This window comes from Marinobacter alexandrii, assembly GCF_005871205.1.
GTDB classification, from domain to species: Bacteria; Pseudomonadota; Gammaproteobacteria; order Pseudomonadales; family Oleiphilaceae; genus Marinobacter; species Marinobacter alexandrii.
This window is the reverse complement of sequence record NZ_SWKM01000011.1, coordinates 692,005-718,023: the sequence shown is the minus strand read 5'-3', so window position 1 is coordinate 718,023 and position 26,019 is coordinate 692,005. Positions and strand designations below refer to the sequence as shown.

Annotated in this window: 28 protein-coding genes and 1 tRNA gene; 17 read left to right on the top strand and 12 right to left on the bottom strand. The window is 57.8% G+C overall.

Annotation, left to right across the window (positions count from 1 at the left end):
* Positions 1–3 precede the first annotated feature (3 nt).
* The 3 genes from FCS96_RS03625 to FCS96_RS03615 are packed head-to-tail and all read left to right on the top strand — an operon-like array spanning position 4 to position 1,419.
* The gene (locus FCS96_RS03625; protein WP_138438855.1) at positions 4–357 is read left to right on the top strand and encodes a HesB/IscA family protein; all 354 of its coding nucleotides are present in this window, start codon (positions 4–6) and stop codon (positions 355–357) included.
* 58 nt (positions 358–415) lie between these two features.
* Positions 416–958, top strand: coding sequence for a putative Fe-S cluster assembly protein SufT (gene sufT, locus FCS96_RS03620; RefSeq protein WP_041339252.1), 543 nt, complete (start codon positions 416–418; stop codon positions 956–958).
* Positions 958–1,419 (top strand): SufE family protein, encoded by a 462-nt coding sequence (locus tag FCS96_RS03615; RefSeq protein ID WP_138438854.1) that lies wholly within the window; start codon positions 958–960, stop codon positions 1,417–1,419. Before sufT ends, FCS96_RS03615 begins: the two co-directional genes overlap by 1 nt.
* A 73-nt stretch (positions 1,420–1,492) precedes the next feature.
* Here FCS96_RS03615 and FCS96_RS03610 read toward each other — a convergent pair whose 3' ends face one another.
* Both FCS96_RS03610 and FCS96_RS03605 read right to left on the bottom strand, forming a co-directional pair.
* On the bottom strand, positions 1,493–2,689 hold the full coding sequence (locus tag FCS96_RS03610) for a flagellar assembly protein FlgT (protein ID WP_138438853.1): 1,197 nt from the start codon (positions 2,687–2,689) through the stop codon (positions 1,493–1,495).
* Positions 2,690–2,803: 114 nt separating this feature from the next.
* Positions 2,804–3,340: an LPP20 family lipoprotein gene (locus tag FCS96_RS03605; protein ID WP_138438852.1), complete on the bottom strand. Its 537-nt coding sequence runs from the start codon at positions 3,338–3,340 to the stop codon at positions 2,804–2,806.
* A 251-nt stretch (positions 3,341–3,591) separates the two neighbouring features.
* On the opposite strand from FCS96_RS03605, the gene traF reads away from it, so the two are divergent.
* The 5 genes from traF to trmL all read left to right on the top strand — a co-directional run bounded on the left by traF (position 3,592) and on the right by trmL (position 8,619).
* Positions 3,592–4,842: a conjugal transfer protein TraF gene (traF, locus tag FCS96_RS03600; RefSeq protein WP_138438851.1), complete on the top strand. Its 1,251-nt coding sequence runs from the start codon at positions 3,592–3,594 to the stop codon at positions 4,840–4,842.
* 118 nt (positions 4,843–4,960) lie between these two features.
* Positions 4,961–6,082, top strand: coding sequence for a multifunctional CCA tRNA nucleotidyl transferase/2'3'-cyclic phosphodiesterase/2'nucleotidase/phosphatase (locus FCS96_RS03595; protein ID WP_138438850.1), 1,122 nt, complete (start codon positions 4,961–4,963; stop codon positions 6,080–6,082).
* 18 nt (positions 6,083–6,100) lie between these two features.
* The gene (locus FCS96_RS03590; protein WP_138438849.1) at positions 6,101–6,847 is read left to right on the top strand and encodes a pteridine reductase; all 747 of its coding nucleotides are present in this window, start codon (positions 6,101–6,103) and stop codon (positions 6,845–6,847) included.
* A gap of 123 nt (positions 6,848–6,970) precedes the next feature.
* Complete coding sequence (locus FCS96_RS03585; protein ID WP_138438848.1) at positions 6,971–8,149, top strand: acetyl-CoA C-acetyltransferase; 1,179 nt, start codon at positions 6,971–6,973, stop codon at positions 8,147–8,149.
* A 5-nt stretch (positions 8,150–8,154) separates the two neighbouring features.
* A complete protein-coding gene (gene trmL / locus FCS96_RS03580; RefSeq protein WP_138438847.1) occupies positions 8,155–8,619 on the top strand; it encodes a tRNA (uridine(34)/cytosine(34)/5-carboxymethylaminomethyluridine(34)-2'-O)-methyltransferase TrmL in 465 nt (154 codons plus the stop codon).
* A gap of 64 nt (positions 8,620–8,683) precedes the next feature.
* On the opposite strand, the gene secB is transcribed toward trmL, so the two are convergent.
* Both secB and FCS96_RS03570 read right to left on the bottom strand, forming a co-directional pair.
* Positions 8,684–9,187 carry a protein-export chaperone SecB gene (gene secB, locus FCS96_RS03575; RefSeq protein WP_138438846.1) on the bottom strand — a complete coding sequence of 168 codons (504 nt, stop codon included), beginning with the start codon at positions 9,185–9,187 and terminating at the stop codon, positions 8,684–8,686.
* 152 nt (positions 9,188–9,339) lie between these two features.
* Complete coding sequence (locus tag FCS96_RS03570) at positions 9,340–9,756, bottom strand: rhodanese-like domain-containing protein (RefSeq protein ID WP_041339235.1); 417 nt, start codon at positions 9,754–9,756, stop codon at positions 9,340–9,342.
* Positions 9,757–9,897: 141 nt separating this feature from the next.
* On the opposite strand from FCS96_RS03570, the gene gpmM reads away from it, so the two are divergent.
* The 4 genes from gpmM to FCS96_RS03550 all read left to right on the top strand — a co-directional run bounded on the left by gpmM (position 9,898) and on the right by FCS96_RS03550 (position 14,939).
* Positions 9,898–11,445, top strand: a complete 1,548-nt coding sequence (gpmM, locus tag FCS96_RS03565; protein ID WP_138438845.1) for a 2,3-bisphosphoglycerate-independent phosphoglycerate mutase — start codon at positions 9,898–9,900, stop codon at positions 11,443–11,445.
* 41 nt (positions 11,446–11,486) lie between these two features.
* Positions 11,487–12,599, top strand: a complete 1,113-nt coding sequence (locus tag FCS96_RS03560; RefSeq protein ID WP_138439633.1) for a murein hydrolase activator EnvC family protein — start codon at positions 11,487–11,489, stop codon at positions 12,597–12,599.
* 97 nt (positions 12,600–12,696) lie between these two features.
* Positions 12,697–14,115 carry a S41 family peptidase gene (locus tag FCS96_RS03555; RefSeq protein ID WP_138438844.1) on the top strand — a complete coding sequence of 473 codons (1,419 nt, stop codon included), beginning with the start codon at positions 12,697–12,699 and terminating at the stop codon, positions 14,113–14,115.
* Positions 14,116–14,147: 32 nt separating this feature from the next.
* On the top strand, positions 14,148–14,939 hold the full coding sequence (locus FCS96_RS03550; RefSeq protein WP_228264038.1) for a divergent polysaccharide deacetylase family protein: 792 nt from the start codon (positions 14,148–14,150) through the stop codon (positions 14,937–14,939).
* A gap of 44 nt (positions 14,940–14,983) precedes the next feature.
* Here FCS96_RS03550 and hisF read toward each other — a convergent pair whose 3' ends face one another.
* The 5 genes from hisF to FCS96_RS20200 form a co-directional block, all read right to left on the bottom strand.
* A complete protein-coding gene (gene hisF / locus FCS96_RS03545; RefSeq protein WP_138438843.1) occupies positions 14,984–15,757 on the bottom strand; it encodes an imidazole glycerol phosphate synthase subunit HisF in 774 nt (257 codons plus the stop codon).
* Between the two features lie 10 nt (positions 15,758–15,767).
* Positions 15,768–16,505: a 1-(5-phosphoribosyl)-5-[(5-phosphoribosylamino)methylideneamino]imidazole-4-carboxamide isomerase gene (gene hisA, locus FCS96_RS03540; protein ID WP_138438842.1), complete on the bottom strand. Its 738-nt coding sequence runs from the start codon at positions 16,503–16,505 to the stop codon at positions 15,768–15,770.
* 38 nt (positions 16,506–16,543) lie between these two features.
* Positions 16,544–17,182 (bottom strand): imidazole glycerol phosphate synthase subunit HisH, encoded by a 639-nt coding sequence (gene hisH, locus FCS96_RS03535; RefSeq protein WP_138438841.1) that lies wholly within the window; start codon positions 17,180–17,182, stop codon positions 16,544–16,546.
* Between the two features lie 31 nt (positions 17,183–17,213).
* Complete coding sequence (hisB, locus tag FCS96_RS03530) at positions 17,214–17,807, bottom strand: imidazoleglycerol-phosphate dehydratase HisB (protein WP_138438840.1); 594 nt, start codon at positions 17,805–17,807, stop codon at positions 17,214–17,216.
* Between the two features lie 117 nt (positions 17,808–17,924).
* The gene (locus FCS96_RS20200; protein ID WP_138438839.1) at positions 17,925–18,386 is read right to left on the bottom strand and encodes an SRPBCC family protein; all 462 of its coding nucleotides are present in this window, start codon (positions 18,384–18,386) and stop codon (positions 17,925–17,927) included.
* Between the two features lie 191 nt (positions 18,387–18,577).
* Here FCS96_RS20200 and FCS96_RS03515 point away from each other — a divergent pair, with 191 nt between their 5' ends.
* From FCS96_RS03515 to FCS96_RS03500, 4 genes are all read left to right on the top strand, one after another.
* On the top strand, positions 18,578–20,770 hold the full coding sequence (locus FCS96_RS03515; protein WP_138438838.1) for an AsmA family protein: 2,193 nt from the start codon (positions 18,578–18,580) through the stop codon (positions 20,768–20,770).
* Complete coding sequence (gene mutY / locus FCS96_RS03510; protein ID WP_138438837.1) at positions 20,770–21,858, top strand: A/G-specific adenine glycosylase; 1,089 nt, start codon at positions 20,770–20,772, stop codon at positions 21,856–21,858. The genes FCS96_RS03515 and mutY overlap by 1 nt, the downstream gene beginning before the upstream one ends.
* Positions 21,859–21,930: 72 nt before the next feature.
* Positions 21,931–22,203, top strand: a complete 273-nt coding sequence (locus FCS96_RS03505; RefSeq protein ID WP_138438836.1) for an oxidative damage protection protein — start codon at positions 21,931–21,933, stop codon at positions 22,201–22,203.
* 120 nt (positions 22,204–22,323) lie between these two features.
* Positions 22,324–22,399: transfer RNA gene (locus FCS96_RS03500), tRNA-Phe, on the top strand.
* Between the two features lie 81 nt (positions 22,400–22,480).
* Here the strand turns inward: FCS96_RS03500 and FCS96_RS20020 are convergent.
* The gene (locus tag FCS96_RS20020; RefSeq protein ID WP_171040656.1) at positions 22,481–22,648 is read right to left on the bottom strand and encodes a hypothetical protein; all 168 of its coding nucleotides are present in this window, start codon (positions 22,646–22,648) and stop codon (positions 22,481–22,483) included.
* Between the two features lie 496 nt (positions 22,649–23,144).
* Positions 23,145–23,879, bottom strand: coding sequence for a hypothetical protein (locus FCS96_RS03490; RefSeq protein ID WP_138438835.1), 735 nt, complete (start codon positions 23,877–23,879; stop codon positions 23,145–23,147).
* 377 nt (positions 23,880–24,256) lie between these two features.
* Between FCS96_RS03490 and FCS96_RS03485 the strand changes: the two genes are divergently transcribed.
* A complete protein-coding gene (locus tag FCS96_RS03485) occupies positions 24,257–24,484 on the top strand; it encodes a hypothetical protein (protein WP_138438834.1) in 228 nt (75 codons plus the stop codon).
* 41 nt (positions 24,485–24,525) lie between these two features.
* Here FCS96_RS03485 and FCS96_RS03480 read toward each other — a convergent pair whose 3' ends face one another.
* On the bottom strand, positions 24,526–25,845 hold the full coding sequence (locus FCS96_RS03480) for an MFS transporter (protein WP_138438833.1): 1,320 nt from the start codon (positions 25,843–25,845) through the stop codon (positions 24,526–24,528).
* Between the last annotated feature and the right edge of the window lie 174 nt (positions 25,846–26,019).

Here is a 26,019-nt window from a genome sequence, read left to right as displayed (position 1 = left end):
ATTATGACAGCCGAAGTCTTCACCCCGACCGTCGCCGTCACCATGACGCCGACTGCGGTTAAACACGTGCGCAAACAATTGGATAAAAAGCCGGACGCCAAAGGCATTCGGCTAGCCATCAAGAAAAGCGGTTGCTCCGGCTTCAAGTACGAGACCCAGTGGGTCGACGAAGTGGCAACCGATGACAAGGTGTTTCACATTGATGGCGTCGATGTGTTTGTGAAAGAGGAGCACCTGCCCCTGGTCAACGGAATCGAGATCGATTTTGTCACCGAGGGTGTCAACTCCCTGTTCCAATTCCGCAATCCGAACGCCACTGCCGAGTGCGGTTGCGGAGAAAGTTTCACCGTTGCCTGAGCCGGTTTAGTCGGGCCTTTTCAGGCGCAACATAGTTAACAGCGAGGCCAGTCTGGGCATGCAAGAACGGGAAGTGGTCCTGACCAAACGAGAGGTGGAAGCCCGCCTTGTTCCCGCCGGAACCGAGATCATGATTCCGTCGGACACCTTTGTGACCATCACGCAGTCGCTGGGTGGCAGCTTCACCGTCGCCGTCAACGGCAACCTCGCCCGCATCGAAGGTCACAACGCCGACGCTCTGGGTAAGAAACCGCTGGAAAGCAGCTTCGACACGCCAGAAGACGGCACCATCAACGAAAACCAGGTATGGGAAGCCCTTCAAAATTGCTACGACCCGGAGATCCCGGTCGATGTCGTCAACCTGGGGCTGATCTACGAGTGCAAGATTGAAAACGGCACCGAGGCAGGCAACCATGTCTTCATCAAGATGACCCTCACCGCCGCTGGCTGCGGCATGGGTCCGGTTATCTGCGATGATGTCCAGACCAAGGTCGAGCATGTACCCAACGTCGACAAGGTCACGGTGGAGCTTACTTTCGATCCGCCCTGGAGCAATGACATGCTGACCGACGAAGCCAAGCTCGAACTGGGAATGCTGTAATGACTGCGACCGAACAGGACTTCAAGAACAACCCACTCGGCACCCAAACCACCGTCGGCGACGTAACCGATGCGTTCGAGTTTCTGGACGATTGGGAAGAGCGTTATGCCTACATCATCGACCTGGGCAAGCAGCTACCGGCCTTTCCGGACGAGGCCCGGGTAGAAGACAACTATGTCCATGGCTGCCAGAGCCAGGTGTGGCTGATTCATCATTACGATGAGGCCAGCGGCAAACTGTTCCTGCTGATTGATTCCGACGCGATGATCGTGCGCGGCCTTGCGGCCATCATCCTGGTAGCCTTGAACGGCAAATCGCCCCGGGAACTGCTGACTACCGACATCGACGAGCTGTTCGAAAGCCTCGACCTGTTCCGTCACATCTCTCCAACCCGTGGTAACGGTCTACGCGCCATGGTCGGCAAAATTCGCGACATCGCCGCTGCCGAAGCGGCAGCCTGAATCCCGAGTTAACTCTTAAGCGCCACTTTCTCTCGCCCGGCACCCGCCGGGCGTTTGCTTTCCAGCGCCTGGCTCACCAGATGATGGCGATGTCATCCCGCTGAATGTTCACCTGCCCGCCAATCTGCGGCATGCGACCATTACTGAAATCCGGATGCACGTTATTCAGGGTAACCGAGAGTCGGGTATCCGTGAGCTCTGGTGTGCCGCCGAGCGAATCCAGGTACTGGGCGCTGCGGTACAGATTCAGCTGATCACCGGGGCGCAGACCTGCGGTTGCACCGGAAGCCAGGGTCACCCGATTGCCGTCGACACGGGTAATACGGGTCATAAACGGCTGACACGCCAGTGCATTGGTCACCGCGCTTGCCATCTCATCCAGAGTCGAGTTGACCGACTGGCCGTAAGCCGTCTGCTTGAATCCCTCCGAACCAAATCCATCCGAGGCACCGGGGCGTGCGTTCCACTCCGCGGACGCGGCAAAACGCTGCTGGTAAACCGGCGAACCGCTGAAGCCGTCAAACACCACAAGGTCGACTACAAATCGTCGGTTCTGGTCGGCGACACCAATGCCACGCTGCATCCGGTCCAGCACGGACGTGCCCCAGGCCGAAGGATCGGCAACCCCAAGATCGCGAATAACACCGGTCACCACAAACTGGGCGCCCAGCTCCCGGGCCACCTGAACCACGTTGGTCAGGCGATTGTCACCCTGCTGCGTAGTGGGCGCATTCAGAAGGTCCCCAAACAGACGGGTGCTGGTGGCGGACAGCACCTGAACGCTGCCGTCTTCACGCAACCTGGCCTGCACCTGTTGCGGCAACATCTCGCCGGCATCATCAAGGCGCCCAATTCGGGCCTGGTCCGGGTAGAGCAGTGGGAACCCGGTCACCGCCACCCGCTTTTTCAATCCAGCCGCCTCGCCCGTGCCACAGCTGGCCTGAGCTTCGGAGACCTCGGCGCGAACGGTCACCCGCATAAGATTGCCACTGCGCTGCTCGCCCACCACTCGGGCATTGTGAGCCCGGGCGCTGGCAGCCACCTGCATGTGGGATTCAGTGACCACACCATTCTCCATGGTATCCCGGGTACTGACCCGGGCCTCGTACTGCAGGGCCAGATCACGAAGCGCAGCCTGATAAGCCTCGGCGCGGGCGGTTTCCAGATCACCATTTACAATGGTTCCGTGGCCGACACCCTCAAGCACCGCCGCCTGACTGATGCCCGCGAAGACCAGTAGAAACGCCAACAGGACGCGCCTTGCTGCCATGACCGAAAACCTCAAAAACGTAAATGTCGGGGGCTTTACGCCACCCACTCTCAACTCAATGCACACTCCAGCTCACCCAGCAGCTCACCCAGCAGTTCACCGAAGTACCGGCGCTCAGTCCAGGTAGTACAGTGAATCAACACCTCGGCTCTGCACATCGCCTACGCTGTCGTTGTCCCGAGGCATGGGGATTGGGCAAAGATCCTGAACCTGATCATCGCCAACCTCCGAGACACAAGCCCGAAACCGCGGTTCCAGCTTCAGCTCCATCACCGTCTCGACAACCCCGTCACTGTGTTCGTTCACTGCCACCATCTTGGCGCCGCGAATATAGCTGTCGACGTAGGTGCGGAAGTTGTCGTTGTTGAGCACGAAATCGTTCACTGTGGAGCTACCATAAATCACCGTGCCATAAACCCGTTCGGCCAGATTACGATAGGCATCCAGCTGGGAGGCGCGCCGTGCCAGCAGCCGCTTGCGTGTATTGAGACGATCCTTGGCGGAGTCTTCGTAGGTGCCAAAACCGCTGACCCGAACGGTGATCGGCTCCAGTTGGTCGTCACGCTGGCCGGCATCCTGATAGCCGCCAATCGGGGCGCACGCGGCGAGTGCCAGGACAAGAATAGAAACGGCTATCCAGCGAAGGTTCATGGTTTACTCTCCGAAAACATCATTTCGGCAATTCCATGAAAAATTCACGCCAGTTTTTATAACCTGCTGATAACCCTGCATCCCAGTCGAACCCCTACCCTGAACCCGCCAGGCAAGCGGCAATAAACTGCCTCCGTTTACAGATCAAAAACAAACCGTTACCGCATCGGTCATGTTCCGGCCAGAAAACTACTCTAACCTGCTGTATCACGCACTTTTCCTGTTTTTATGCTTTAAAGGACACTGCCTTAATGAACACCATTCGTCTGACCAAGCTATCGCTCGCCATTGGCCTGTCGGTCGCCAGCGCCCAGCTGCTGGCAAGCCCGCAGCAGTTCTCATCTGCCCGCTCGTTTGCCATGGGCAGCACCGGCGTCGCCGCTGCTCACCCTGCCGATGCCGTAGCCAAGAACCCCGCCCTGATGGCGGGCCAGCAAAACAGCTGGACAGACGATTTCGGCCTGATGCTGCCGTCGTTCAACGCCCGCGTTGCCGATGAAGAAGAAACCGGCGATCAGATTGATGAGATCCAGGACACCATCGACGACATTGATCGCGCCATCAATCAGGGCAACGCCGCTGATGCCCAGGACGGCGCCGCAACCCTGCGCCAGCAGCTGCAGGATGTGGACCGCGATACAGTACGCGCCAACGGCTCACTCGGGCTTGCCCTCGCCGCGCCGTCACGGAACCTGTCGGTGGGTGTGTTTGCCAACGGCAACCTGGTTGTGACTGCCCGCGGCGAGTACGACGAGGATGACGACGCTCGCCTGGCGGCGATTGAGGCCGGCACACTGCCCGCCAATTTCTCCAACGAGCTGGAATCCCGCGCCAAGATCCTGGCCTCGGCGGTAACCGAAGTCGGCGTCGGCTTTGCCCGAGCTATCGATCTGGGCAACGACCACGCCCTGAACCTTGGAATCTCGCCAAAGTTCGTGAATCTGCAGACCTTTCAGTACACCGAGACGGTGTCGGGCTTCGACGATGACGACTTCGACAGCGATGAACACCAGACAGAGAAAAGCGGCTTCAACCTGGACCTGGGTGCCGCCTACGCCTTTGGTGAAGAAAAGCAGTGGACGGCAGCCCTCGCCGTCAAGAACCTGATCCCGATGGAGCTGGATTCGGCCCAGAACAACCCGACGCTCGAGCAAAAGCGCACGCTGAAGCTGGACCCGATGGTTACCGCCGGCATTGCCCACAAGGGCGACTACCACGTTATTACCGCCGACGTGGAGCTGACCAAAAAAGAAGCCTTTGGCTACGAGGACGATACCCAGTGGGCGGCCCTTGGCGCAGAGCTTGATGCCTGGCGCTATGCCCAGCTTCGCGTTGGTGTTCGCCACAACCTGGCCAGCAATGACAACAACGACGGCATCGAAGAAGAAACCCAGTACACCGCCGGCCTGGGCCTGAATCTGGCAGGCGTTCGGATGGACCTGGGTGTTCTGGTCAGCGACACCGACAAGGGTGCAGCCCTGGAGTTCGGCACCGCGTTCTAAGCTTCCAGGCAGCCCCCAACAAGCCCGCCCGGCATCATCCGGCCGGGCTTTTTTTGCCTCTGAGGGGCCGGTCGCGGATAATTCGCTAAACAATTTATCGAGAGGAACGAATCCCTTCATGCAAATCTATCTGGTTGGCGGCGCCGTTCGCGACGAACTGCTTGGTCTTGAGGTCAAAGATCGGGACTGGGTCGTGGTCGGTGCAACCCCCGGCGACATGCTCAAAAAGGGATACAAGCAGGTCGGTGCTGATTTTCCGGTCTTCCTCCACCCGGGTTCCCGCGAGGAATACGCCCTGGCCCGCACCGAGCGCAAGCAGGGCCGTGGCTATCATGGCTTTGAAGTGTACAGCGCCCCCGATGTCACCCTGGAAGACGACCTGAAGCGTCGTGACCTCACCATCAATGCAATGGCCAGGGACGAGCAGGGCCACATCGTCGATCCATTTAACGGTCAGCAGGATCTGGAAAACCGGCTGCTGCGGCACGTATCCGACGCTTTTGCCGAAGACCCGCTGCGCATTCTCAGAACCGCCCGGTTTGCCGCTCGACTTCAGCCCCTGGGGTTCCGGGTGTGCGACCAGACCATGGCTTTGATGCGCACTATGGTGGCCGAGGGCGAGGTAAATCATTTGGTAGCTGAGCGGGTCTGGCAGGAAATCCAGCGGGCGCTGCATGAGAACGAACCGGGCACATTTTTCGAGGTGCTGCACGACACCGGCGCTCTCGCAATCCTGATTCCCGAGCTGGTTCCAGACCAGGCCTTCGCCCCCGCCATGGCCGCACTGCATTGCGTACACCAGCGGGATGGTAGCACCGAAGAGCGCTTTGCGGCATTGATGTCGCCGCTACCGGAGCGGCAATCCGGCCTACGTATCCAGGCCCTGAAAGCGCCTAACGATTGCAAGAATCTGGCACAGCTGGTGGCAGCAGTGTTACCTGCGCTCACCGGCCGTGGCGAGCAAAACAGGCCCGCGCTGAGCGCCGACGAGCTGTACGCAGTGCTGGACACCGCCGATCTCTGGCGTCGCCCTGAGCGATTCTCATTACTCCTTAATGTACTGACCTGCACCCTGGCGCCAGCGGACCAGCAAATCGTCCAATGCCTGGAAAGGGCATCCAACTCGGCCTCCGGGGTCGAGCCCAAGGCTCTGATGGCGCAAGGTTTTACCGGCCGCGCCCTGGGCGAAGCCATTCGCCGGGAACGCCTGCAGCGTATTCAGCAGGCCATCACCCCGTAAACAACCCGAGGAGTCTTCATGGCCGACACTGCCCCCGTCGCCCTGGTCACCGGCGCGGCCCATCGTCTGGGCGCCAAAACCGCGCAGACCTTGCACGCCCGCGGCTGGAACCTGATCATCCATTACCGCAGCCAGCACCAAAAGGCTGAGACGGTGGCCGCTGACCTGAATCAGACAAGACCCGGCTCGGCCGTCACCCTACAGGCCGACCTGAGCAACCTGGCGGAGGTTCAGCAGCTGGCCGAGCATTCGGTCGCCCATTGGGGCAGACTGAACGGACTGGTGAACAACGCCTCGGTGTTCTACCCCAACCCAACCGAGCTGGCCACGGCGCAGGATTGGGACAGCATCCTTAACACCAACCTGCGAGCGCCGTTTTTCCTGCTCCAGGCCTGCCTGCCGGCACTGCGTGACGGCGCCGGAAGCGTCGTCAACCTGATCGACATCTATAGTGAACGCCCACTACCTCAGCATCCGCTGTACTCCGCCAGCAAAGCCGGTCTGGCGGCACTCACTAAATCCTGGGCCAAGGACCTGGCCCCCTCGGTGCGGGTCAACGGCGTTTCACCCGGCGCTATCCTCTGGCCAGAAGGCGAGGGCAAGCTGGACAGCGGTCACCGGCAGGCAATTTTGGAGAAAACGCCGCTGGCGCGGACCGGCACCCCCGAAGATATTGCCGATACTATCGCCTTCCTGCTGTGCGATGCACCGTTCATAACCGGCCAGATCCTGCCCGTGGACGGTGGGCGCAGCCTGAACATGTAACAACGACTGGATCAGGCCGGGCCGCTTTGGCCGCCTGACGTTTTCCGGATACAATGCGAACAGTTGTCCATTCCACCGGCGCCGATCCACTTTCGGTCCGCGCCCGTCAATCGGAGAAAGCCCATGCGTGACGTTGTCATCGTTGCTGCCAAGCGAACAGCCATTGGAACCTTTGGAGGCGGCCTGTCCAGCCTCCGCGCCGACCAACTCGGTACCGCAGTAATCAAGGCCATTCTGGAGGAAACCGGAGTCGCCGGTGACCAGATCAATGAGGTTGTCCTCGGCCAGGTTCTGGCCGCCGGTTGTGGCCAGAACCCGGCCCGGCAGTCGTCCATCAACGCCGGCATCCCGGCCTCGGTGCCCGCCATGACCATCAACAAGGTCTGTGGCTCCGGTTTGAAAGCGGTGCACATGGCGGTCCAGGCCATTCGCTGCGGCGATGCCGAACTGATCATTGCCGGTGGCCAGGAAAGCATGAGCCAGGCGCCCCATGTCCTGCCCAACAGCCGTAACGGCCAGCGTATGGGTAACTGGTCGATGATCGACACCATGATCACCGACGGCCTATGGGATGCCTTCAATGACTACCACATGGGCGTGACCGCCGAGAACATCGTTGAGAAGTATGGCATCAGCCGGGAAGAACAGGACGAATTTGCGGCTGCATCCCAGCAGAAAGCGGTTGCGGCACGGGAGGCAGGTTATTTCGATGGCCAGATCGTGCCGGTATCGATTCCCCAGCGTAAAGGCGATCCGATCGTTGTCAATAAAGACGAAGGTCCCCGGGATGGCGTAACCGGCGAAGGCCTGGGCAAGCTCCGGCCGGCGTTCAAGAAAGATGGCACCGTCACCGCAGGCAACGCCTCTTCCCTGAACGACGGTGCCGCCGCGGTCATGGTGTGCAGCGCCGAGAAAGCCAAGGAACTGGGCCTGACTCCGCTCGCGACCATTAAGGCTCACGCCAACGCCGGCGTGGATCCGTCCATTATGGGCACAGGCCCGATTCCGGCCAGCCAGCGCTGCCTTAAACTCGCCGGCTGGAGTATCGAGGATCTGGACCTGATCGAAGCCAACGAGGCTTTTGCCGCCCAGGCCATTTCCGTCAATCGCGACCTTGGCTGGGACACCAGCAAGGTTAACGTCAATGGCGGTGCCATTGCCCTGGGCCACCCGATTGGCGCCTCCGGCTGTCGCATTCTGGTGTCGCTGCTGCATGAGATGGTGCGCCGCGATGCCCACAAGGGCCTGGCGACCCTGTGCATTGGCGGTGGCATGGGTGTGGCGCTGGCCGTGGAGCGCTAAGCTGAATGCTGAACGTGGTGCTGTACGAGCCGGAGATACCGCCGAACACCGGCAATATTATCCGGCTCTGTGCCAACACCGGCTGCCAGCTACATCTTATTGAACCCCTAGGGTTCAGTCTTGAGGACAAGCAAATGCGCCGGGCCGGGCTCGATTACAGCGAGTACGCGCAGATAAGAGTGCATTCTAGCTATAGCGCCTTTCTGGAGGCCGAACGCCCTGAGCGACTGTTCGGCCTGACCACCAAGGGCAGCCAGCACTACCACGAAATCCGCTACCAGGCGGGTGATTACCTGATGTTCGGCCCCGAGACCCGAGGCCTGCCGAAGGAAGTTCGGGACGCGCTCGCGGCAGACTGCCGCCTGCGGGTACCTATGCGCCCGGAAAGTCGCAGCCTTAATCTGTCCAACACTGCCGCCCTGGTAGTGTATGAAGCCTGGCGCCAGCTTGGCTTTGACGGCGCAACCTGACGCCTGCGTTCCAGGCATAAAAAAACCGGCCATTGGCCGGTTTTTTTTTCACCAAGCGAAACCGTTAATGGGTCTGCGGCTCTTCCTTGGCTTCCGATGCGCCTTCTTCCTGCTTGCGCTTGAGCGCCTGGGCGTAGATCGCATCGAAGTTGACCGGCGCCAGCATCAGGGCCGGGAAGCTGCCCTTGTTCACTACGCCGTCGATCGCTTCGCGGGCGTAGGGGAACAGGATAGTCGGGCAGTATGCGCCCAGCATCTGACCCAGTTGCGCGCCGTCGATTCCCTGGACCATGAATACACCGGCCTGCTGGATTTCAACAATGTAAGCGACCTTCTCGCCCACCTTTGAGGTAACCGTCATGGACAACACGACTTCATACTGGTTGTCGCTGACCTTGCTGTGGGAGGTGTTCAGATCCAGATTAACCTCCGGCTTCCACTGCTCCTGAAACACCAGCGGAGAATTCGGCGATTCAAAAGACAGGTCCTTCACATAGATGCGCTGAAGGGCAAATTGAGGTTGATTCTGGTTTTCACTGCCTGCTGCGGCTTGCTCATTCTCAGCCATGTTCAGTCCTTTCGCTCTTAATCATGGGCTCAGGGCCCGTTGTTATAAAAAGTTATGAAGTATGCTGCCGGAACAGTTTACTGCGTGCCCCCGCCGGCTTATATGAAACAGTGCGGCAGAATGCGGTTCAGATCAATAGCCGGTCACTGCCGTTATTTTTTCACCAACGGCAGGTTACTGGCTTTCCAGTCAGCGACACCGCCATTCAGGCGAACTACATTGGCAAAGCCTTCAGCGTTCAGCTGCTTCACCGCCATGGCGGAGTGCTGGCCCATCTTGTCGGCGACGATAATCTGCTTTTCCTTGAACTTGTTCAGCTCGGCCGCACGGCTCTTGAGGCTGTTCAGCGGGATGTTGACCGAACCGGTAATGCGGCCTTCGCCGAATTCCTTGCGATCACGGATATCCACCACCACGGCTTCATCCTTGTTGATCAGGCTGACCGCACCTTGGGCTGAGATCTTTGCACCACCCCGACGGGATTCAAGCACCAGAATGGCCAAAAGGAAGGCCACAAAAAGCGATACCAGAATGTAGTGGTTTATAACGAATTCAAACAAGCGGTCCATGGAGTCACCCTACAAATAATTTGGCAGGATTATACACACACGGGGGCACTCACAGAAGGCGGCTGACATGGCTTGTGCGAATGAAAACGGTTAGAATCTGCACTCCCTTTTACTTACATTTCCAACAAACCGGATGAAGTGATGACCGCGACTCGCAAGCCGACTGCCTTGATTATCCTGGATGGCTGGGGCCACCGTGACCCAGCGGAAGACAACGCCATCAGCAACGCCAACACCCCATTCTGGGACCAGCTCTGGCAAAACCAGCCGAAAACCCTGATCAATACCTCCGGCATGTTTGTCGGACTGCCGCAGGGCCAGATGGGCAACTCCGAAGTTGGCCACATGAACCTGGGTGCTGGCCGCGTGGTTTATCAGAGCCTGACCCGTATCGACAAGGATCTGGAAACCGGCGATTTCCAGAAGAACGAGGTTCTGTGCGCGGCCATTGATAAGGCGGTCAGCAGTGATCGTGCGGTGCACCTGATGGGGCTGCTGTCTCCAGGTGGCGTTCACAGTCACGAAGATCACATCATCGCAGCGGCAGAATTGGCCGCAGCCCGAGGCGCGAAGGAAGTTTACATCCACGCTTTCCTGGATGGTCGCGATATGCCGCCGCGGAGCGCCAAGGCATCCCTGGAAAAAACCGCCGCCAAGCTCAACAGCCTCGGTGTCGGGCGAATTGCCTCCCTGGTCGGCCGTTACTACGCCATGGACCGGGATAATCGTTGGGACCGGGTGGAAGCTGCCTACAACCTGATGACCCAGGGGACCGCCGAGTTCACCGCCGCTGACCCGGTGATCGGCCTGGAGCAGGCGTACGAGCGTGGCGAGAACGACGAGTTCGTGAAGCCAACCCGAATTCACGCCGCTGGCCAGCCCGAAGGCACCATTAACGACGGCGACAGTTTGATTTTCATGAACTTCCGTGCCGACCGGGCCCGGGAAATGACCCGCACCTTTGTCGAACCGGACTTTGACGGCTTCGACCGTCGCAAACACCCGGAACTGGCCGACTTCGTAATGCTCACCGAGTACGCCGCCGACATTAAGACCAGCTGCGCCTACCCACCGGAGCAACTGGTCAACGGTATCGGCGAATACGCCGCGAATCAGGGCAAGACCCAGCTGCGCATCTCGGAAACCGAAAAGTACGCCCACGTCACCTTCTTCTTCAACGGTGGCCTGGAAACCCCGTTCGAAGGCGAAGATCGCATTCTTGTGCCCTCACCCAAGGTCGCCACCTACGACCTGCAACCGGAAATGAGCGCCCCGGAAGTAACCGACAAACTGGTCGAGGCCATCAAGAGTGGCAAATACGACCTGATTGTCTGCAACTACGCCAACGGTGACATGGTCGGACACACGGGCAAGCTGGATGCCGCCATCAAGGCCGCCGAGTGCCTGGATGAGTGCGTAAAGCGTGTGGTTGAAGCCCTCGACGAAGTCGGTGGCGAAGCCCTGATTACCGCCGACCACGGCAACTGCGAACAGATGACCGACCCGGATTCCGGTCAGGTCCATACTGCCCACACCATCGGGCCGGTACCGCTGGTCTACACCGGACACAAAAAGGTCTCGCTGCTGGATGATGGCAGCCTGAGCGATGTTGCCCCCACCCTCCTGGCCCTGATGGGGCTTGAACAACCGAAGGAAATGACCGGACACAGCCTGGTCAAGATCGGTTGAGGGCATTGCGGGTAGGCGTGAATCTGTTGCGATCGACCCTGATGCTGGCGCTGCTCCTTTTAGCAGCGCCAGCACTGGCCCAGAGCGAAGTCACTCCGGAGCAGATCGAAGACCTCAAGGAACGTATTGAGGACATCGACGACTGGCTCGCCGATGCCGAGGAAGATCGCTCAGAGCTGGAACAGCAATTGGCCGCCAGTGAACGCAAGATCGGGCGCCTGACCCGTGAGCGCAGATCACTGCGGGAGCGTGCGGCCGAGCAACAGCAACGCCTGAAGGAACTGGAGCAACAGCAACGGGAGTTGACCCGAACCCTGGATAGCCAGCGCGAAAGCCTAAAACGGCAGATCCGCGCTGCCTGGATGGAAGGGGACACACCGGCCATCAAGGTTTTGCTCAACGAGATCAATCCGGACCGGGTCGCCCGCACCATGACCTACTACGAATACCTCAGCCGGGATACGGTCCAGCGGCTGGAGGCCTTTCACAAAAGCCTGCTGGCCCTCAAGGAAACCCGCGCCAGCGTCCAGGCTACCCGCACAGAACTCGCCCAGACCGAAGCGGACGTGGCCAAACGCCAAGATCAGTTGAGCCAGTCCCGCCAGCAACGCCAGCAGACCTTGGCTGCCCTGAACGCCGACATCAAAAACCGTCGCAGCGAGCGCGAAGAACTGGAATCGGATCGCAAGCGTCTGGAAAAGCTGCTGCAGGAAGTACAGCAGGCCATTGCTGACATCCCCACTCCCAACGAGTCCGAACCGTTCCAGACCCTGCGCAAAAAACTGCCCTGGCCGGTTCGCGGCAAGGTGATCAGTGGCTATGGTGAGCGCTACGCCGATGGCAAATTGCAGCGCAGCGGGCTACTGATCAACACCGGTGACGAAGCGGAGATCAAGGCCATCCATTATGGCCGGGTAGTATTCGCCAACTGGCTGCGGGGCTTTGGCCTGATCACCATCATTGATCACGGCGACGGCTACATGACACTCTATGGCCACAGCAGCAGCCTGTTCACCAGTCCCGGCGACTGGGTGGCGGCGGGCGAGTCCATTGCCCTGGCCGGTCGCACTGGCGGCACCGATCATCCGGCGCTGTACTTCGAAGTGCGCCACAATGGCAAGACGACCAACCCCAGGCGCTGGCTGGCCGACTGATAGGCAGCACGAGGGCTGACAAACGTGTTGGCTGACGCCATACTGTCGGAATTCAGGGAAACCAGTCCAACTATCGGAATAAACACGGGATAAGTGAATGAAACGGGTCAGAAATCCACGCTACGCCTTTCCGCTTCGCAGCCTTGCTCTCGCAACCTGTTTCTTTACCGCATCCGGACTGGCCCTGGCTCAGGACCAAACAGACGAACAAAAACTGCTTGAGGGTATCCAGAATGGCGAGCGTGTCGAGATTACGCTGCCCGATCCGGAGACCCAACTGCCCCTGGACGATCTGCGCAAGTTCACCGAAGTATTCAGCCGCATCAAGGATGCCTACGTAGAAGAAGTTGGCGACCGCCAGCTGCTGGAAAGCGCCATCAAGGGCATGCTCTCAGATCTGGACCCGCACTCCACTTACTTGGCTCCCAAGGATTACGAGCAACTGGAGGAAAGCACTTCCGGTGAGTTTGGCGGCCTCGGAATCGAGGTGGGCATGGAGAACGGCTTCGTCAAGGTCATTGCCCCCATCGACGACACTCCGGCCCAGAAAGCGGGCGTGCAAGCCGGTGACCTGATCATCAAACTGGATGAAAAGCCGGTCAAAGGCATGAGCCTGGAAGAGGCGGTGAAACTCATGCGTGGCAAGCCGGGCACCATCCTTACGCTCACCATCATGCGTGAAGGGCAAAATGCCCCCATCGAAATTCCGGTGGAACGCGACGTCATCAAGGTCACCAGCGTTAAATCCCGGATGCTCGAAAACGGCTATGGCTACGTGCGCATCACCCAATTCCAGGCCGAGACCGGCAGCCAGTTCCTGTCCGCCCTGAGCTCTCTGGAAGATGACCACGGCAACGACCTCGACGGCCTGGTGATTGATTTGCGCAACAACCCGGGTGGCGTGCTGCAGGCGGCCGTGGAAACCGCTGACGCCCTGCTCGATAACGGCCTGATCGTCTATACCGAAGGTCGCATCCAGAGTTCCCGTCTGCGGTTCAGTGCCAAGGCCGGTGACGTTATGGCCGACACCCCCATTGTGGTGCTGATCAACGGAGGCTCGGCCTCGGCGTCCGAAATCCTGGCCGGAGCCCTACAGGACCACGAACGCGCGGTCATCATGGGCACCCAATCGTTCGGCAAGGGCAGCGTGCAGACGGTAATTCCCCTGGACGAGACCCACGCTATCAAGATGACCACCGCCCGCTATTACACTCCGGACGGCCGCTCCATCCAGGCTACCGGCATCAAGCCAGACATCGAGGTACGCCCGGCGGAGCTCACCGAACTTGATGGCCAGCCCTTCTTCACCGAAGCCGACCTGAGAGGCCACCTGGAAGGGCAGAACGAAGACCAGCAGCCAGCAGGGGAAGATGTCGAGGGCGAAGATTCAACAGCCTCACTGGCAGACCGGGACTACCAGCTCCGCTCTGCGCTCAATCTGCTGAAGGGCCTGCACATCCTCAACCGCAAGGGTAAAACCAACGTCAGCACCGAGGGACAGGATTCGGCCCAGTGATATTGTTTCGGCTCTCTGTACTGGTGGCAGCCCTGGTCGCCACGCCCCTTGCCAAGGCGGAGCCAGGCAGCACGGGAGCCGCCGGCTCGCTGCCGCCCACCATCGCCATCATCATCGATGATATGGGGCACAACCTGGAAGAAGGTGAACGGCTGGCCCGGATCGAGCAGCCGCTCACCCTGGCTTTCCTGCCCTACCGTCGCCATACCGTTGGCCTGGCAAAACTGGCGCACCGACAGCACAAGGAAATCATGCTGCACGCGCCCATGGCCAACACCCGCGACTTTGCCCTGGGCCCCGGCGGCCTGACCTCCGATATGGACGAAAACAGCATGACCCTGACCCTACGCCGGGCGCTGCAGTCCATCCCCTATGTGCAGGGCGTTAACAACCACATGGGCAGCCTGCTGACCCAGAAACTGCAACCCATGGACTGGGTAATGAGAGAGCTGCGCCAGTACCCGCTGTACTTCGTGGACAGCCGCACCATCGCCTCATCGGTGGCGGGAGAAGTCGCCGAGGCCTACCAGATTCCCAGCCTGACCCGGGACGTGTTCCTGGATCACGAGCAGACCGAAGAATTTGTCGACCGTCAGTTCAAGCTACTAATCCAGCGCGCCAGGAAAAATGGCAGCGCCATTGGCATTGGCCACCCGCACAAGGTCACCGTGGACTATCTGGAAAAGCACCTGCCAGAGTTGGACGCTCAGGGAGTGGCGATTGCGACCGTCAGTGGTCTGTGGGCCATTCGCAACAGCAATCGTGAGATGTTCGTGGAAGGGGAAAAGCAGGCCATCCGACCTGCCTTTGCCAGAAAGCCCTGAGGCTTCAGCTCAGGGCTCTTAGCTCTGGTTTGTACCCCCGGGCTCTAGTCCCGGACTTCAATGCCCTGGTCTTTCATAAAGGCCTTGGCTTCAGGGATGGTGTGCTGACCGAAGTGGAAGATGGAAGCCGCCAATACAGCATCGGCGCCGCCCTGGGTAACGCCATCGGCCAGATGCTGCAACTCGCCAACCCCGCCTGAAGCAATTACCGGAACACTGACCGCATCACTGATGGCCCGGGTCAGCCCCAAGTCAAAACCAACCTTGGTGCCGTCGCGATCCATGCTGGTCAGCAGCAATTCGCCCGCACCCATCTCGACCATCTTCCGGGCCCAGTCCACCGCATCCAGGCCGGTCGGCTTGCGACCACCGTGGGTGAAGATTTCCCAGCGTGGTGTCTCGCCCTCGGCACTGACCTGCTTGGCATCAATGGCCACCACGATGCATTGGCTGCCAAAGCGCTCGGCCGCTTCGTGGACGAACTCGGGGTTGAACACGGCGGCCGTGTTGATCGATACCTTGTCGGCGCCGGCGTTCAGCAGCTTGCGGATATCGTCCACGGTACGCACACCGCCACCGACCGTCAGCGGGATGAATACCTCTGCCGCCATACGCTCAACGGTTTCATAGGTGGTGTCGCGACTCTCGTGGCTGGCCGTGATGTCCAGGAAGGTAATCTCATCGGCACCCTGCTCGTTGTAGCGGCGCGCTACCTCGACCGGATCGCCGGCGTCGCGGATATCAACAAAATTGACGCCTTTGACCACGCGACCCTTGTCGACATCGAGGCACGGAATAATGCGTTTTGCCAGACCCATGGTTGTCCCCTTACGCCTTCAGGCTGTCGCAGAATGCCTGCGCTTCGGCCACATCCAGCGTACCCTCGTAGATAGCACGGCCGGTGATGGCGCCCAAAATACCCCGGTCAGCCATCGGCGCCAGGCGCTTCAGGTCATCCATGTTGGTAACACCGCCGGAGGCGATCACCGGAATGCCGCCCTCTTCTGCCAGCGCCACTGTGGCCTCAACGTTCACGCCCTGCATCATGCCGTCGCGGCTGATGTCGGTGTATACGATGGAGTCGACGCCGTCGTTGGCAAAGCGCTTGGCCAGATCGGTGGCCATCACTTCAGACACCTCGGCCCAGCCATCGGTGGCAACGCGACCGTCTTTGGCATCCAGGCCGACGATAATGTGGCCCGGGAACCGCTTGCACATGTCGGTGACAAAATCCGGCTCTTTTACGGCCTTGGTGCCGATGATGACCCACTGCACGCCGGCCTTCAGATAGGCTTCGATGGTTTCCGCGGAGCGGATACCGCCGCCAATCTGAATCGGCAGATCCGGATACTTGCGGGCAATCGCCTGAACGATCTCGCCGTTCACCGGCTCACCGGCGAAGGCACCATTGAGATCGACCAGATGCAGGCGACGGGCGCCGGCTTCCACCCAGCGGGTGGCCATATCGACCGGGTCGTCACCAAAGACGGTGGAATCGTCCATCCGGCCCTGGCGCAGGCGTACACACTTGCCGTCTTTCAGATCAATGGCAGGAATAATCAGCATAAAGCAAAGTCCGTGTTAATCGTTCAGATGCCCCGGTGTTATTTACCGGACCAGTCAACAAAATTTTTCAGGAGCTGCAGGCCAGCACGGGCACTCTTCTCCGGGTGGAACTGCACCGCAAAGATGTTATCGCGGGCAACGGCGGCGGCCAGGTCGACACCATAGTGGCTGCGGCCGGCAATATCGGCATTGCCTTCAGCCTCGGCGTAATAACTGTGCACGAAGTAGAAACGGTCACCTTCTGGAATGTTGTGCCACATGGGGTGATCAACGCTCTGGTAGACCTCGTTCCAACCCATGTGCGGCACTTTCAATCGCTCACCGTTTTCCACCAGGTTGTCACCGAAAAAGCGAACCTGGGCCGGGAACAGGTTAATGCCATCAATGCCCCCGTTCTCCTCACTGCGGGACATCAGTGCCTGCATGCCCACACAGATACCCAGGAACGGCCGGTCCCGGGAGACTTCGCGCACCAGGGTATCCACCTCTAAACGACGGATCTCGTGCATGCAGTCGCGGATGGCGCCAACGCCGGGAAGAATGACGTGGTCAGCCTCGCGAATCTGGTCGGCGTTGTCGGTCACCAGAACGCGAACATCCGGCGCCACGTGCTCAACTGCCTTGCGCGCCGAATGCAGGTTTCCCATGCCGTAGTCGATAATGGCAACGGTCTTCATAATGGAATTCGATTTCCTGTGCTGTAGCGAGTTACAGAGAGCCTTTGGTAGACGGGGTCATACCCGCCATCCGCTCATCCATTTCGATCGCCATGCGCAAGGCGCGGCCGAACGCCTTGAAGACGGTCTCGATCTGGTGATGGGTGTTCTTGCCCTTCAGGTTATCGATGTGCAGGGTCACCATGGAGTGGTTCACGAAACCGTGGAAAAACTCTTCAAACAGGTCAACATCGAAGCCACCCACGGAACCGCGGGTGTAAGGCACATCCATCATCAACCCGGGGCGGCCGGAAAGATCGATAACAACGCGGGACAGGGCTTCGTCCAGCGGCACGTAAGCGTGGCCATAACGACGGATGCCTTTCTTGTCGCCAACCGCCTGCTTGAACGCCTGCCCCAAGGTTATGCCGATGTCTTCAACGGTGTGGTGGTCATCGATGTGCAGATCGCCTTTGGAGACGATATTCAGATCCACCAGACCATGGCGGGCGATCTGGTCCATCATGTGTTCGAGGAAGGGAACACCGGTGTCAAAAGTGGACTTGCCGGTGCCATCAAGATCAATCTCGGCGGTAATCTGAGTTTCCAGGGTATTTCGTTCTACCCGAGCCTTACGTTCGGCCATGGGGACTCCGTAGCAGTTAGGCGGCACAACGCCGCAAATATTCAATTAGCGGATTATACCTTTTCTGCCCGCCGGAGTCCCACAACCGCGTTTATCAGCGTGATAGCCGAAACCGGATCAGACTGCCGTCTTGAGATTCTTCATATAGGTGTCCACGAGGCTGTTGAACTCGTGCTTGATAACCGGGCTGATAGCCAGCTTCAACAGGCTGGGCAGTGGCACAGTCAGCTCGGCGTGGGTCTGGAACTTGGCTGAGGTGACCGAATCACCCTTGGCCTTCAGGGTCCAGGAACCGCGCACGACACCGTTGCCCTCGCCCTTCACCGGTTCCCAGGTGATCCGGCCAGCGTCTTTGTCCGAATGGTATTTGCAGGCGTAAATGGACTGGATCGCGTGCTTGTCCACACCGACCTTCTCCATTTCCCAACGATAGGTGTTGTCGCCCAGATCCGTCAGCTGGTTCACTTTTGGAAAGTGACTTGCAGAACGTGGCACATCCGCCAATAACTCGAAGACTTCATCATAGCTGCCCGGAAGGTCCAATTCCCGGTTCAGCTCAATCGAAACAGTTATTGCCACGGTTTACTCCTTGTTATGGTTATAAGCATTAATACAGTTTGAAGCCAAAGAAAGTGTATTCTGGCCCAACACTACGGCATTGTCATACTGCCACGCTTTTAATTTGGATACCCTGCGTTATCCTTTGACGTGTAAGCATCCGAAATCGTTCCGAAACTTTCCAGGCTCCCCGGAATAAGGAAATTTGACCAATGAAAGCTGTTCGTTATCTGCTGATTGCGATTGTTGCCGTGATCTTGCTGGTGGTTGTGGCAATCGCCATCGCCATGGCCGTGATCAACCCCAATGACTACAAGCCGCAGATTGAGCAAGCGGTCGAAAAACAGACCAACCTGGATCTTGTGCTGGAGGGCGACATTGGCTGGTCGTTCATCCCCCTTGGCCTGGAATTGAATAACGTGCAGGCCAATCTGGAAGGCGACCGCTTTGTGGCGCTGGAACAACTGGTCGCGCAGATCGATTTCTGGTCGCTGATCGCCATGGCGCCGCAGGTAGACACCTTTGTGCTGAGCGGCCTGGATGCCAACCTTGAAGTGAACGAACAGGGCCAGGGCAATTGGACCCGGATCATGCCGGAGCCAGCCGAGGGCGAGCAGCCCAAAACGGACCAAGCCGAAGAGCAGGCACCGGCTGACACTACCGCCCAGGAAGGAAGTGGCGAACCGCTGAACTTTAACGTGAGTAACGTTGAGATCAGCAATGCTCAGGTGCACTACACCGACAAGAGCACCGGACAGGCCGTCACCCTGGAAAACTTCACCGTAACCGCCAGCGAAATCACCCTGGGCTCGGAATTCCCACTCGACATAAGCTTCCGGATCGAGACCGCCAAGCCCAAGTTTGAGGTGGACGGCAGCATCAGCGCCCGCCTGGCCGCGAACGAAGCACTCAACGAATTTGCCGTATCCGGTCTGTCGGCGGTCTTTGACATGAACGGCGAGCCCTTCGGCGGACAATCGGTAACCGCAGAACTGGCGGGCTCCGCCCGTGCCGACCTCGAGAACGAGACCGCAACGCTCAGTGGCTTCACCGCCAGCCTCGCCAATCTGTCCATGACCACCGATCTGGAGGTCAAGGGCTTTGGCGACAAGCCCGCCCTGAACGGCAAACTGAACATCAATGAATTCTCCCTGAAAGAACTGCTCAGCAACCTGGGCCAACCGGCCGTGGAAACCAGCGATCCTGAGGTGCTCGAGGCTCTGGCCTTCTCAACCAACATTGGCGGCCCCGCCGGCAAGGTTGAGCTCTCCGACCTGACCCTGAAGCTGGACGACACCACCTTCAACGGCTCTGGCAGCTACAACCTCGCCAACACCGGCGTGGTGTTCCGATTGCAAGGCGACAAGCTTAATGCCGACCGCTACCTGCCACCGAAGGCTGAAGGTGAAGAAGAGGCCGCGCAAGAGAATGGCGACAGCGCCTCTGGCCAGCAAACAGCAGCCGCCCAGGACGCACCGGAGAGCGATTTGCTGCCACTGGATACCCTGCGCACCCTGCTGTTGGACATTGATTTCGGCCTGGCCGAACTGATCGTAAGCAATCTGACCATTAAGGAAATCACCGCCAGCACCACCGCCGAAAAAGGCCTGATCAAGGTCGACGAATTCAGCGGCAAACTCTACGAGGGTGGCTTCGACGCCCAAGTGACACTGGATGCCCGCAGCGACAACCCGAAGTGGAAGATCGGCTCCAAGGTCAACAACGTGCAGACCCTGCCCCTGCTCACTGACCTGGCGGAAGTGGACATGTTGTCCGGTGGCGCCAACCTGAATGTGGACGTGACCACCTCGGGTAACCGCATCTCGGTATTGCGCGAGAACGCCAATGGCCAGATCACGTTCAACCTGGCCGAGGGCCAGTTCCGCAAGATGAACCTGACCCGTATGGCCTGCCAAGGCATCGCCCTGGTGAACCAGGACAGTCTGAGCACCAGCGACTGGGGCGCCGCCACTCCGTTTAACGACATGCGCGGCACCCTCGATATCAACGGCAACACCCTGAAGAACACCGACCTGGTGGCAGCCCTGGCCGGTATGAAGCTGGAAGGCGATGGCACCATCGACCTGAAGCAGAGCACGCTGGATTATGAAGCCGGCCTGCGCATCGTCGGCGAGATTCACCGCGACGAAGCCTGCCGGGTAACCGAGATCGTCGAGAACGTGGTTATTCCGGTGGAATGCCGTGGCAACTTCGCCGAGGACCCGGCCGGCCTGTGCTCCTTCGACGGCTCCCGCTTCCGCGACACCCTGAAGACCATCGCGGCCAACGCTGCCAAGGCCAAGGCCAAGGAAGAAGTGGATAAAGCCAAAACCAAGGCGAAAGAGAAAGTCGAAGAGAAACTACAGGAAAAGCTCGGCGACAAACTGAAAGGCCTGTTCAACTAATGCCTGACCGTTTCGCCGAACGACTGCTCAACTGGTTCGATAAGCACGGCAGGCATGACCTGCCGTGGCACGAGAACCAGAATGCCTACCGAGTCTGGGTTTCTGAGATCATGCTGCAGCAGACCCAGGTCGCCACGGTGATCCCCTACTTCAACGCCTTCATGGATCGGTTCCCAAACGTGCAGGCGCTGGCCGATGCCCCGGTGGACGAGGTACTCAGCCATTGGTCCGGCCTGGGCTATTACGCCCGGGCCCGTAACCTGCAGAAGGCGGCGAAGACCGTGGTTGAGGAGTTTGGCGGCGAATTTCCGGATGATCCCGAACAACTGGAAACCCTCACCGGCATCGGGCGCTCTACCGCGGCGGCCATTGTCGCCCAGGCCTTTGGCAAAAGGGCCGCCATTCTCGATGGCAATGTTAAGCGAGTTCTGGCCCGCTACCACGCCGTACCCGGCTGGCCCGGACAGACTGCCGTCCTGAAACAGCTCTGGCACCATGCCGAGGAACACACCCCCAATGCACGGGCACGGGACTATACCCAGGCGATCATGGATTTGGGCGCCATGGTGTGCACCCGCAGCCGGCCAAAGTGCGACGCTTGCCCCCTGCAATCAGGCTGCACTGCCCATGCCGAAGGCGAAGCAACGCTTTACCCGGGCTCCAAGCCCAAGAAAGCCAAGCCTGAAAAAACCACCTGGATGGTAATACTTGAAGACAGTGACGGCCGCATCCTGCTGGAACGACGGCCACCCAGTGGCATCTGGGGCGGGCTGTGGAGCCTGCCGGAACTGGACCCCGCGCTAGGGCTGGATGAACTGCAGGAGACCTGTGAGCAGCAAATGGGTCTGAATTGCGGCGACCCGGAGCTGATTAGCGGCTTTCGTCACACCTTCAGCCACTACCATCTGCACATCCAGCCTGCCCGGCTCTCTGTCCACAACGCTGCCCACAACGCTCCTTACAACACCCAGCGCGTAGCCGACGACGACCACCTGAGTTGGTTCCACCGGGACGAAGCCCTCGCCCTCGGCTTGCCAGCACCGATACGCAGCCTGCTGACACAACCGGAGCAGACTGCCCTGCTCTGACGCCGGCGGGCACTCCAGCCTAACCTGATCTGTTATCATGCCGGCAGATTCACTTCGCCAACAGGAGCCACCATGAGCCGAACCGTATTCTGCCGTAAGTACCAGAAAGAACTCGACGGCCTGGCCTTCCCGCCCATGCCCGGAAAAAAAGGCCAGGAACTCTACGAGACCGTGTCCAAACAGGCCTGGGAAGAGTGGCAGGCCGAGCAGACCATGCTGATCAATGAAAAGCACCTGAGCCTGATGGACCCGAATACCCGCAAATACCTGCAGGCACAGATGGAACACTTCTTCGACAACGAGCCGTTCGACCAGGCCGAAGGCTATGTTCCGCCCGAGCAATAACAGCAATTGATCAAAGCCTGATCAACACTGAAAAGATTCAGAAATTTTTCCAGACCGGCCTTGACTCAATACATTGAAACCGGTTTAATAGCGCCCCGTTGCACAGCAGTAGCGCAACTTGCCCGGATAGCTCAGTTGGTAGAGCAGGGGATTGAAAATCCCCGTGTCGGTGGTTCGATTCCGCCTCCGGGCACCATTAAGAATTCAGACGAAACCCGCCTTGTGCGGGTTTTGTTGTTTCTAGTGTCCACGAAGTGTCCACCGATCAATCATGCCATTAATCTTGGTCGTGATTCCCTCCAGCTTCACCCCAAAACCTATCTACTAATTTATTACGCTTTCCCTCCCAGCTTGCTCTTTGCTCAGAGTCGTATGGCCCATTCATATGCTCCTGGAATGCCTCTCGCTCTTCTTCCGCGAGATCCTGGAAATTCTTGTCACTCATAAACCTTCTCCTTCATTACGAATACACCTCAAGGCTAGCCCCAATACCCACAAAACACAATATATGTACACATTACGATAAACGGGCACTATATGGGCGAAAATCGATGAATTGTGGCAAGGTAATCGAGTGAAAAATGAGCATAACGCATAGTAAGCTTAATATCCGACTTGCCCAAGATTTTCTGCAGCGTAATTATGCCCCCTTCCTTCATGATGAAGTGACTGGCAAAGGTGTGCCGGCTAACAGTACGGAGATGGAAAAAGCACCGAAAGAGAAAGCCTGAAAACAGCATAGGTTTCAGCCTGGCGGCAAAAATCGCCAATTCCTGGTATGGAGACCGACATGCAGAACGATAAGAACAAAAGGGCAGACAGTCGTAATGTGTGGTGGCGGCTTCAGGCGTAAAGTACAAATTAAAAAATGGCAGGAGCTTTGAAACGTTGCTCCAACGAATAAGGGAGCAATTACATTTCCAATCACGAGTGAATCAAATTCACGGTCTTTCAAGCTTCCCGAAGGCTACAAGAATTTCTTGAGCGACGTATAGAGAAACAAAATAAATCATATCAATGCCACCTACTTTAGCGGTCGCAATGACTGGCATAGCTCCTGCCAAATCTCCATATTGGGGATCTTTACTTAAATCTTGAAAATGAGAAGCGTCAGTTATGGAGTTTGCCATCCTCTTAATAAGATATCTAATATCGAAAGCATACTTAATTCCGGAAAGGTCATATACCAAAATTTGACTAGAAAAAAATTGACTTATAGTGAGACGCCTTCTTATATCAATACCTAGACAGTTCACACCATCAACGCTGTCACCAAAATAAGCTCCGCGAACACCACAGGTTCCTTTTTTATCGTAAATTTTTACAGTGGAATTAGAAGAAATAGACTTATCACCTAAAAATGATCTCAGAAAATCTGACAGATAAGCCTCAGGCTTAAGTACGGAGCATGTCAGAAAATTTGCCATTATTAATAAAACATACTGCTTTCCGGGCGTTGAAACAGCCCTAGAGACCTTTTTTTTAGGTTTGGCGGAGCTAAACTTGTTAAATCCCGAAACAATCTTCAAAGCTTCTTTATTTTCTGAGATTTCGACCCAACTCCTGAGAGTGTGTATAAGATCTAACAAACTCACTAAGTCATACTGAGCGGAAGCTATTTTATAACTTCTGAATAAGCGCTCAAGCTGCACAGCAACTCTTGCTCTTGGTTCCATTGGAAACTACCTATGCAAACAGAAAAAAGTCAAATTCATTATACACTAGCATCAAAACGGGCCATTCAACTATGGCACCAAAAAAACATGCCAGTCGCTAGGTGCGGTTAAAGGTTATAGTTAATGAAAAGTGGACTTTACGCTGAAATCAGCACGCGCTAAGTACAGCCAAAAATCATGAGGAAGATCTCTGGGTTTCGATGGAGCAGATCCGTTTTCGAACCAAGGAAAAACGCTGACGCTAATCTATGCAGTGAATCAAAAAGAATTGCTTGATATTGCGAACATGTCCCGATGTCCTCAGAGCGTCCACGCAATAGCGATACAGAGTGGCATTCTGTGGAGGGCCGGTTTCGTAGGTGTTTGATTGTGTATGAATGTGGTTTTCTACAGAAGGTGTGCAGCGGATTGACAATCCCCGTGTCGGTGGTTCGATTCCGCCTCCGGGCACCAAGATTCCACAGCAAAGCCCGCCTTGTGCGGGCTTCGTTATTTTGTGCGTCAGCTTAGGCCAAGAAGGTAACACCCACCTTCTGCTCAGCCAATTCAGCTCTGCTTTGGCGCAGCTTTCCAGCAAGAAAAAGGCCGGCTTCATGCCCGAATAACCCTCTGCCCCACCATTACATGATGAAAGCCGCGAACTTCCTCAGGGTTTCTTGTTCAGCGGATAAAACAAGTGCGGCGTCGCCAACTCTGGCAAGTCTGTTCGCTCCTGGTTCGCCGCCCACTCCTCACGCTCTGCGCTCCGGATGGCGTAGTGCATCCACATCAGGGCGGCCGCGACAATAACGAACATCAGCATGAAGCAGCTCTGCCAGATGCCGGTGATATCGTTTAGTATCCCGAACGTCAATGGCAGCACGAAACCACCCAAACCGCCAATCATGCCCACCACGCCGCCGACCGCGCCAACATGGTCCGGGTAATAGACCGGCACGTGCTTGTAGACGGCGGCCTTACCCAGAGACATAAAAAAGCCCAGCACAAAGGTCAGTACGACAAACAGCGGCAGCCCCACCACCAGGGAAAAGCGAATATCTCCGTCTATGCCATGTACAACATATTCAGTGGGCGGATAGCTCAACAGAAACGTACATACAACGGACGCGATGAAGGTCCAGTACATGACACGACGAGCGCCGTACCGGTCAGACATCCAGCCGCCCAGAATGCGGAACAGTGAGGCTGGTATGGTATACAGAGCGGCAATAATGCCTGCCGCTTTGATGTCCAGGCCGTACACACCGATCAAAAAGTGGGGCAGCCAAAGCGCAAGCGCAACGAAGGCACCGAAAACGAAGAAGTAGTAAAGAGCAAACCTCCACACCCTGAGCTCTCGCAATGGCTCCATCTGTTCCAGGAAGGATTTAGCCTTGGTGCCCGCGCGCTTGGAGGCCAACGGATCTTCTTTGGCTAACAGGATGAAGACCACCCCCATGACGGCCAACACCGCCGCGTAGATCTGGGCAGTACTCACCCAACCGAAGGCAACCAGAAGAAACGGCGCGCCAAAGTTAGTCACCGCCGCGCCGACATTACCGGCCCCAAATATTCCCAGTGCCGTTCCCTGGCGTTCCGGCTCAAACCATGCGGCGGTGTATGCCACCCCGACAATAAACGACCCGCCGGCAAGACCAACCCCCAAGGCGCCCACCAGCAGCATGAGATAGGTATCGGCAAGAGTCAGCAGGTAAACGCACCCAGCCGTTACCAGCATCAGGATGCCGAATACCCAGCGGCCGCCATAACGATCCGTCCAGATACCCAGAAACAGTCGGCTGATAGACCCGGTAAGGATCGGGGTGGCCATCAGCAGGCCAAGCTGGGTATTCGAGAGACCCAGGTCCTCGCTGATTCGGATACCGATGATCGAAAAAATCGTCCAGACCGCAAAGCAAAGGGTGAAGGAAAATGTGGATAAGCCAAGCGCCCGATACTGGTCTTTTCTTGGCGAACTGTAGGTCATGACCTTCTCCCCTCTCCTTCCGATTAACTCTGCGACAACCGATTAAACACTCTGTTAACGGTAGCAAAAGTGGGCTTTTCCGGTGCGGGGCATTGGGGGTACCTCTTGCTGGGTGGGCGAGAGGTAGGTGATCGGAGGTTTTTAAGCCATAGGGATAGGCCCGGGATTTCTCTC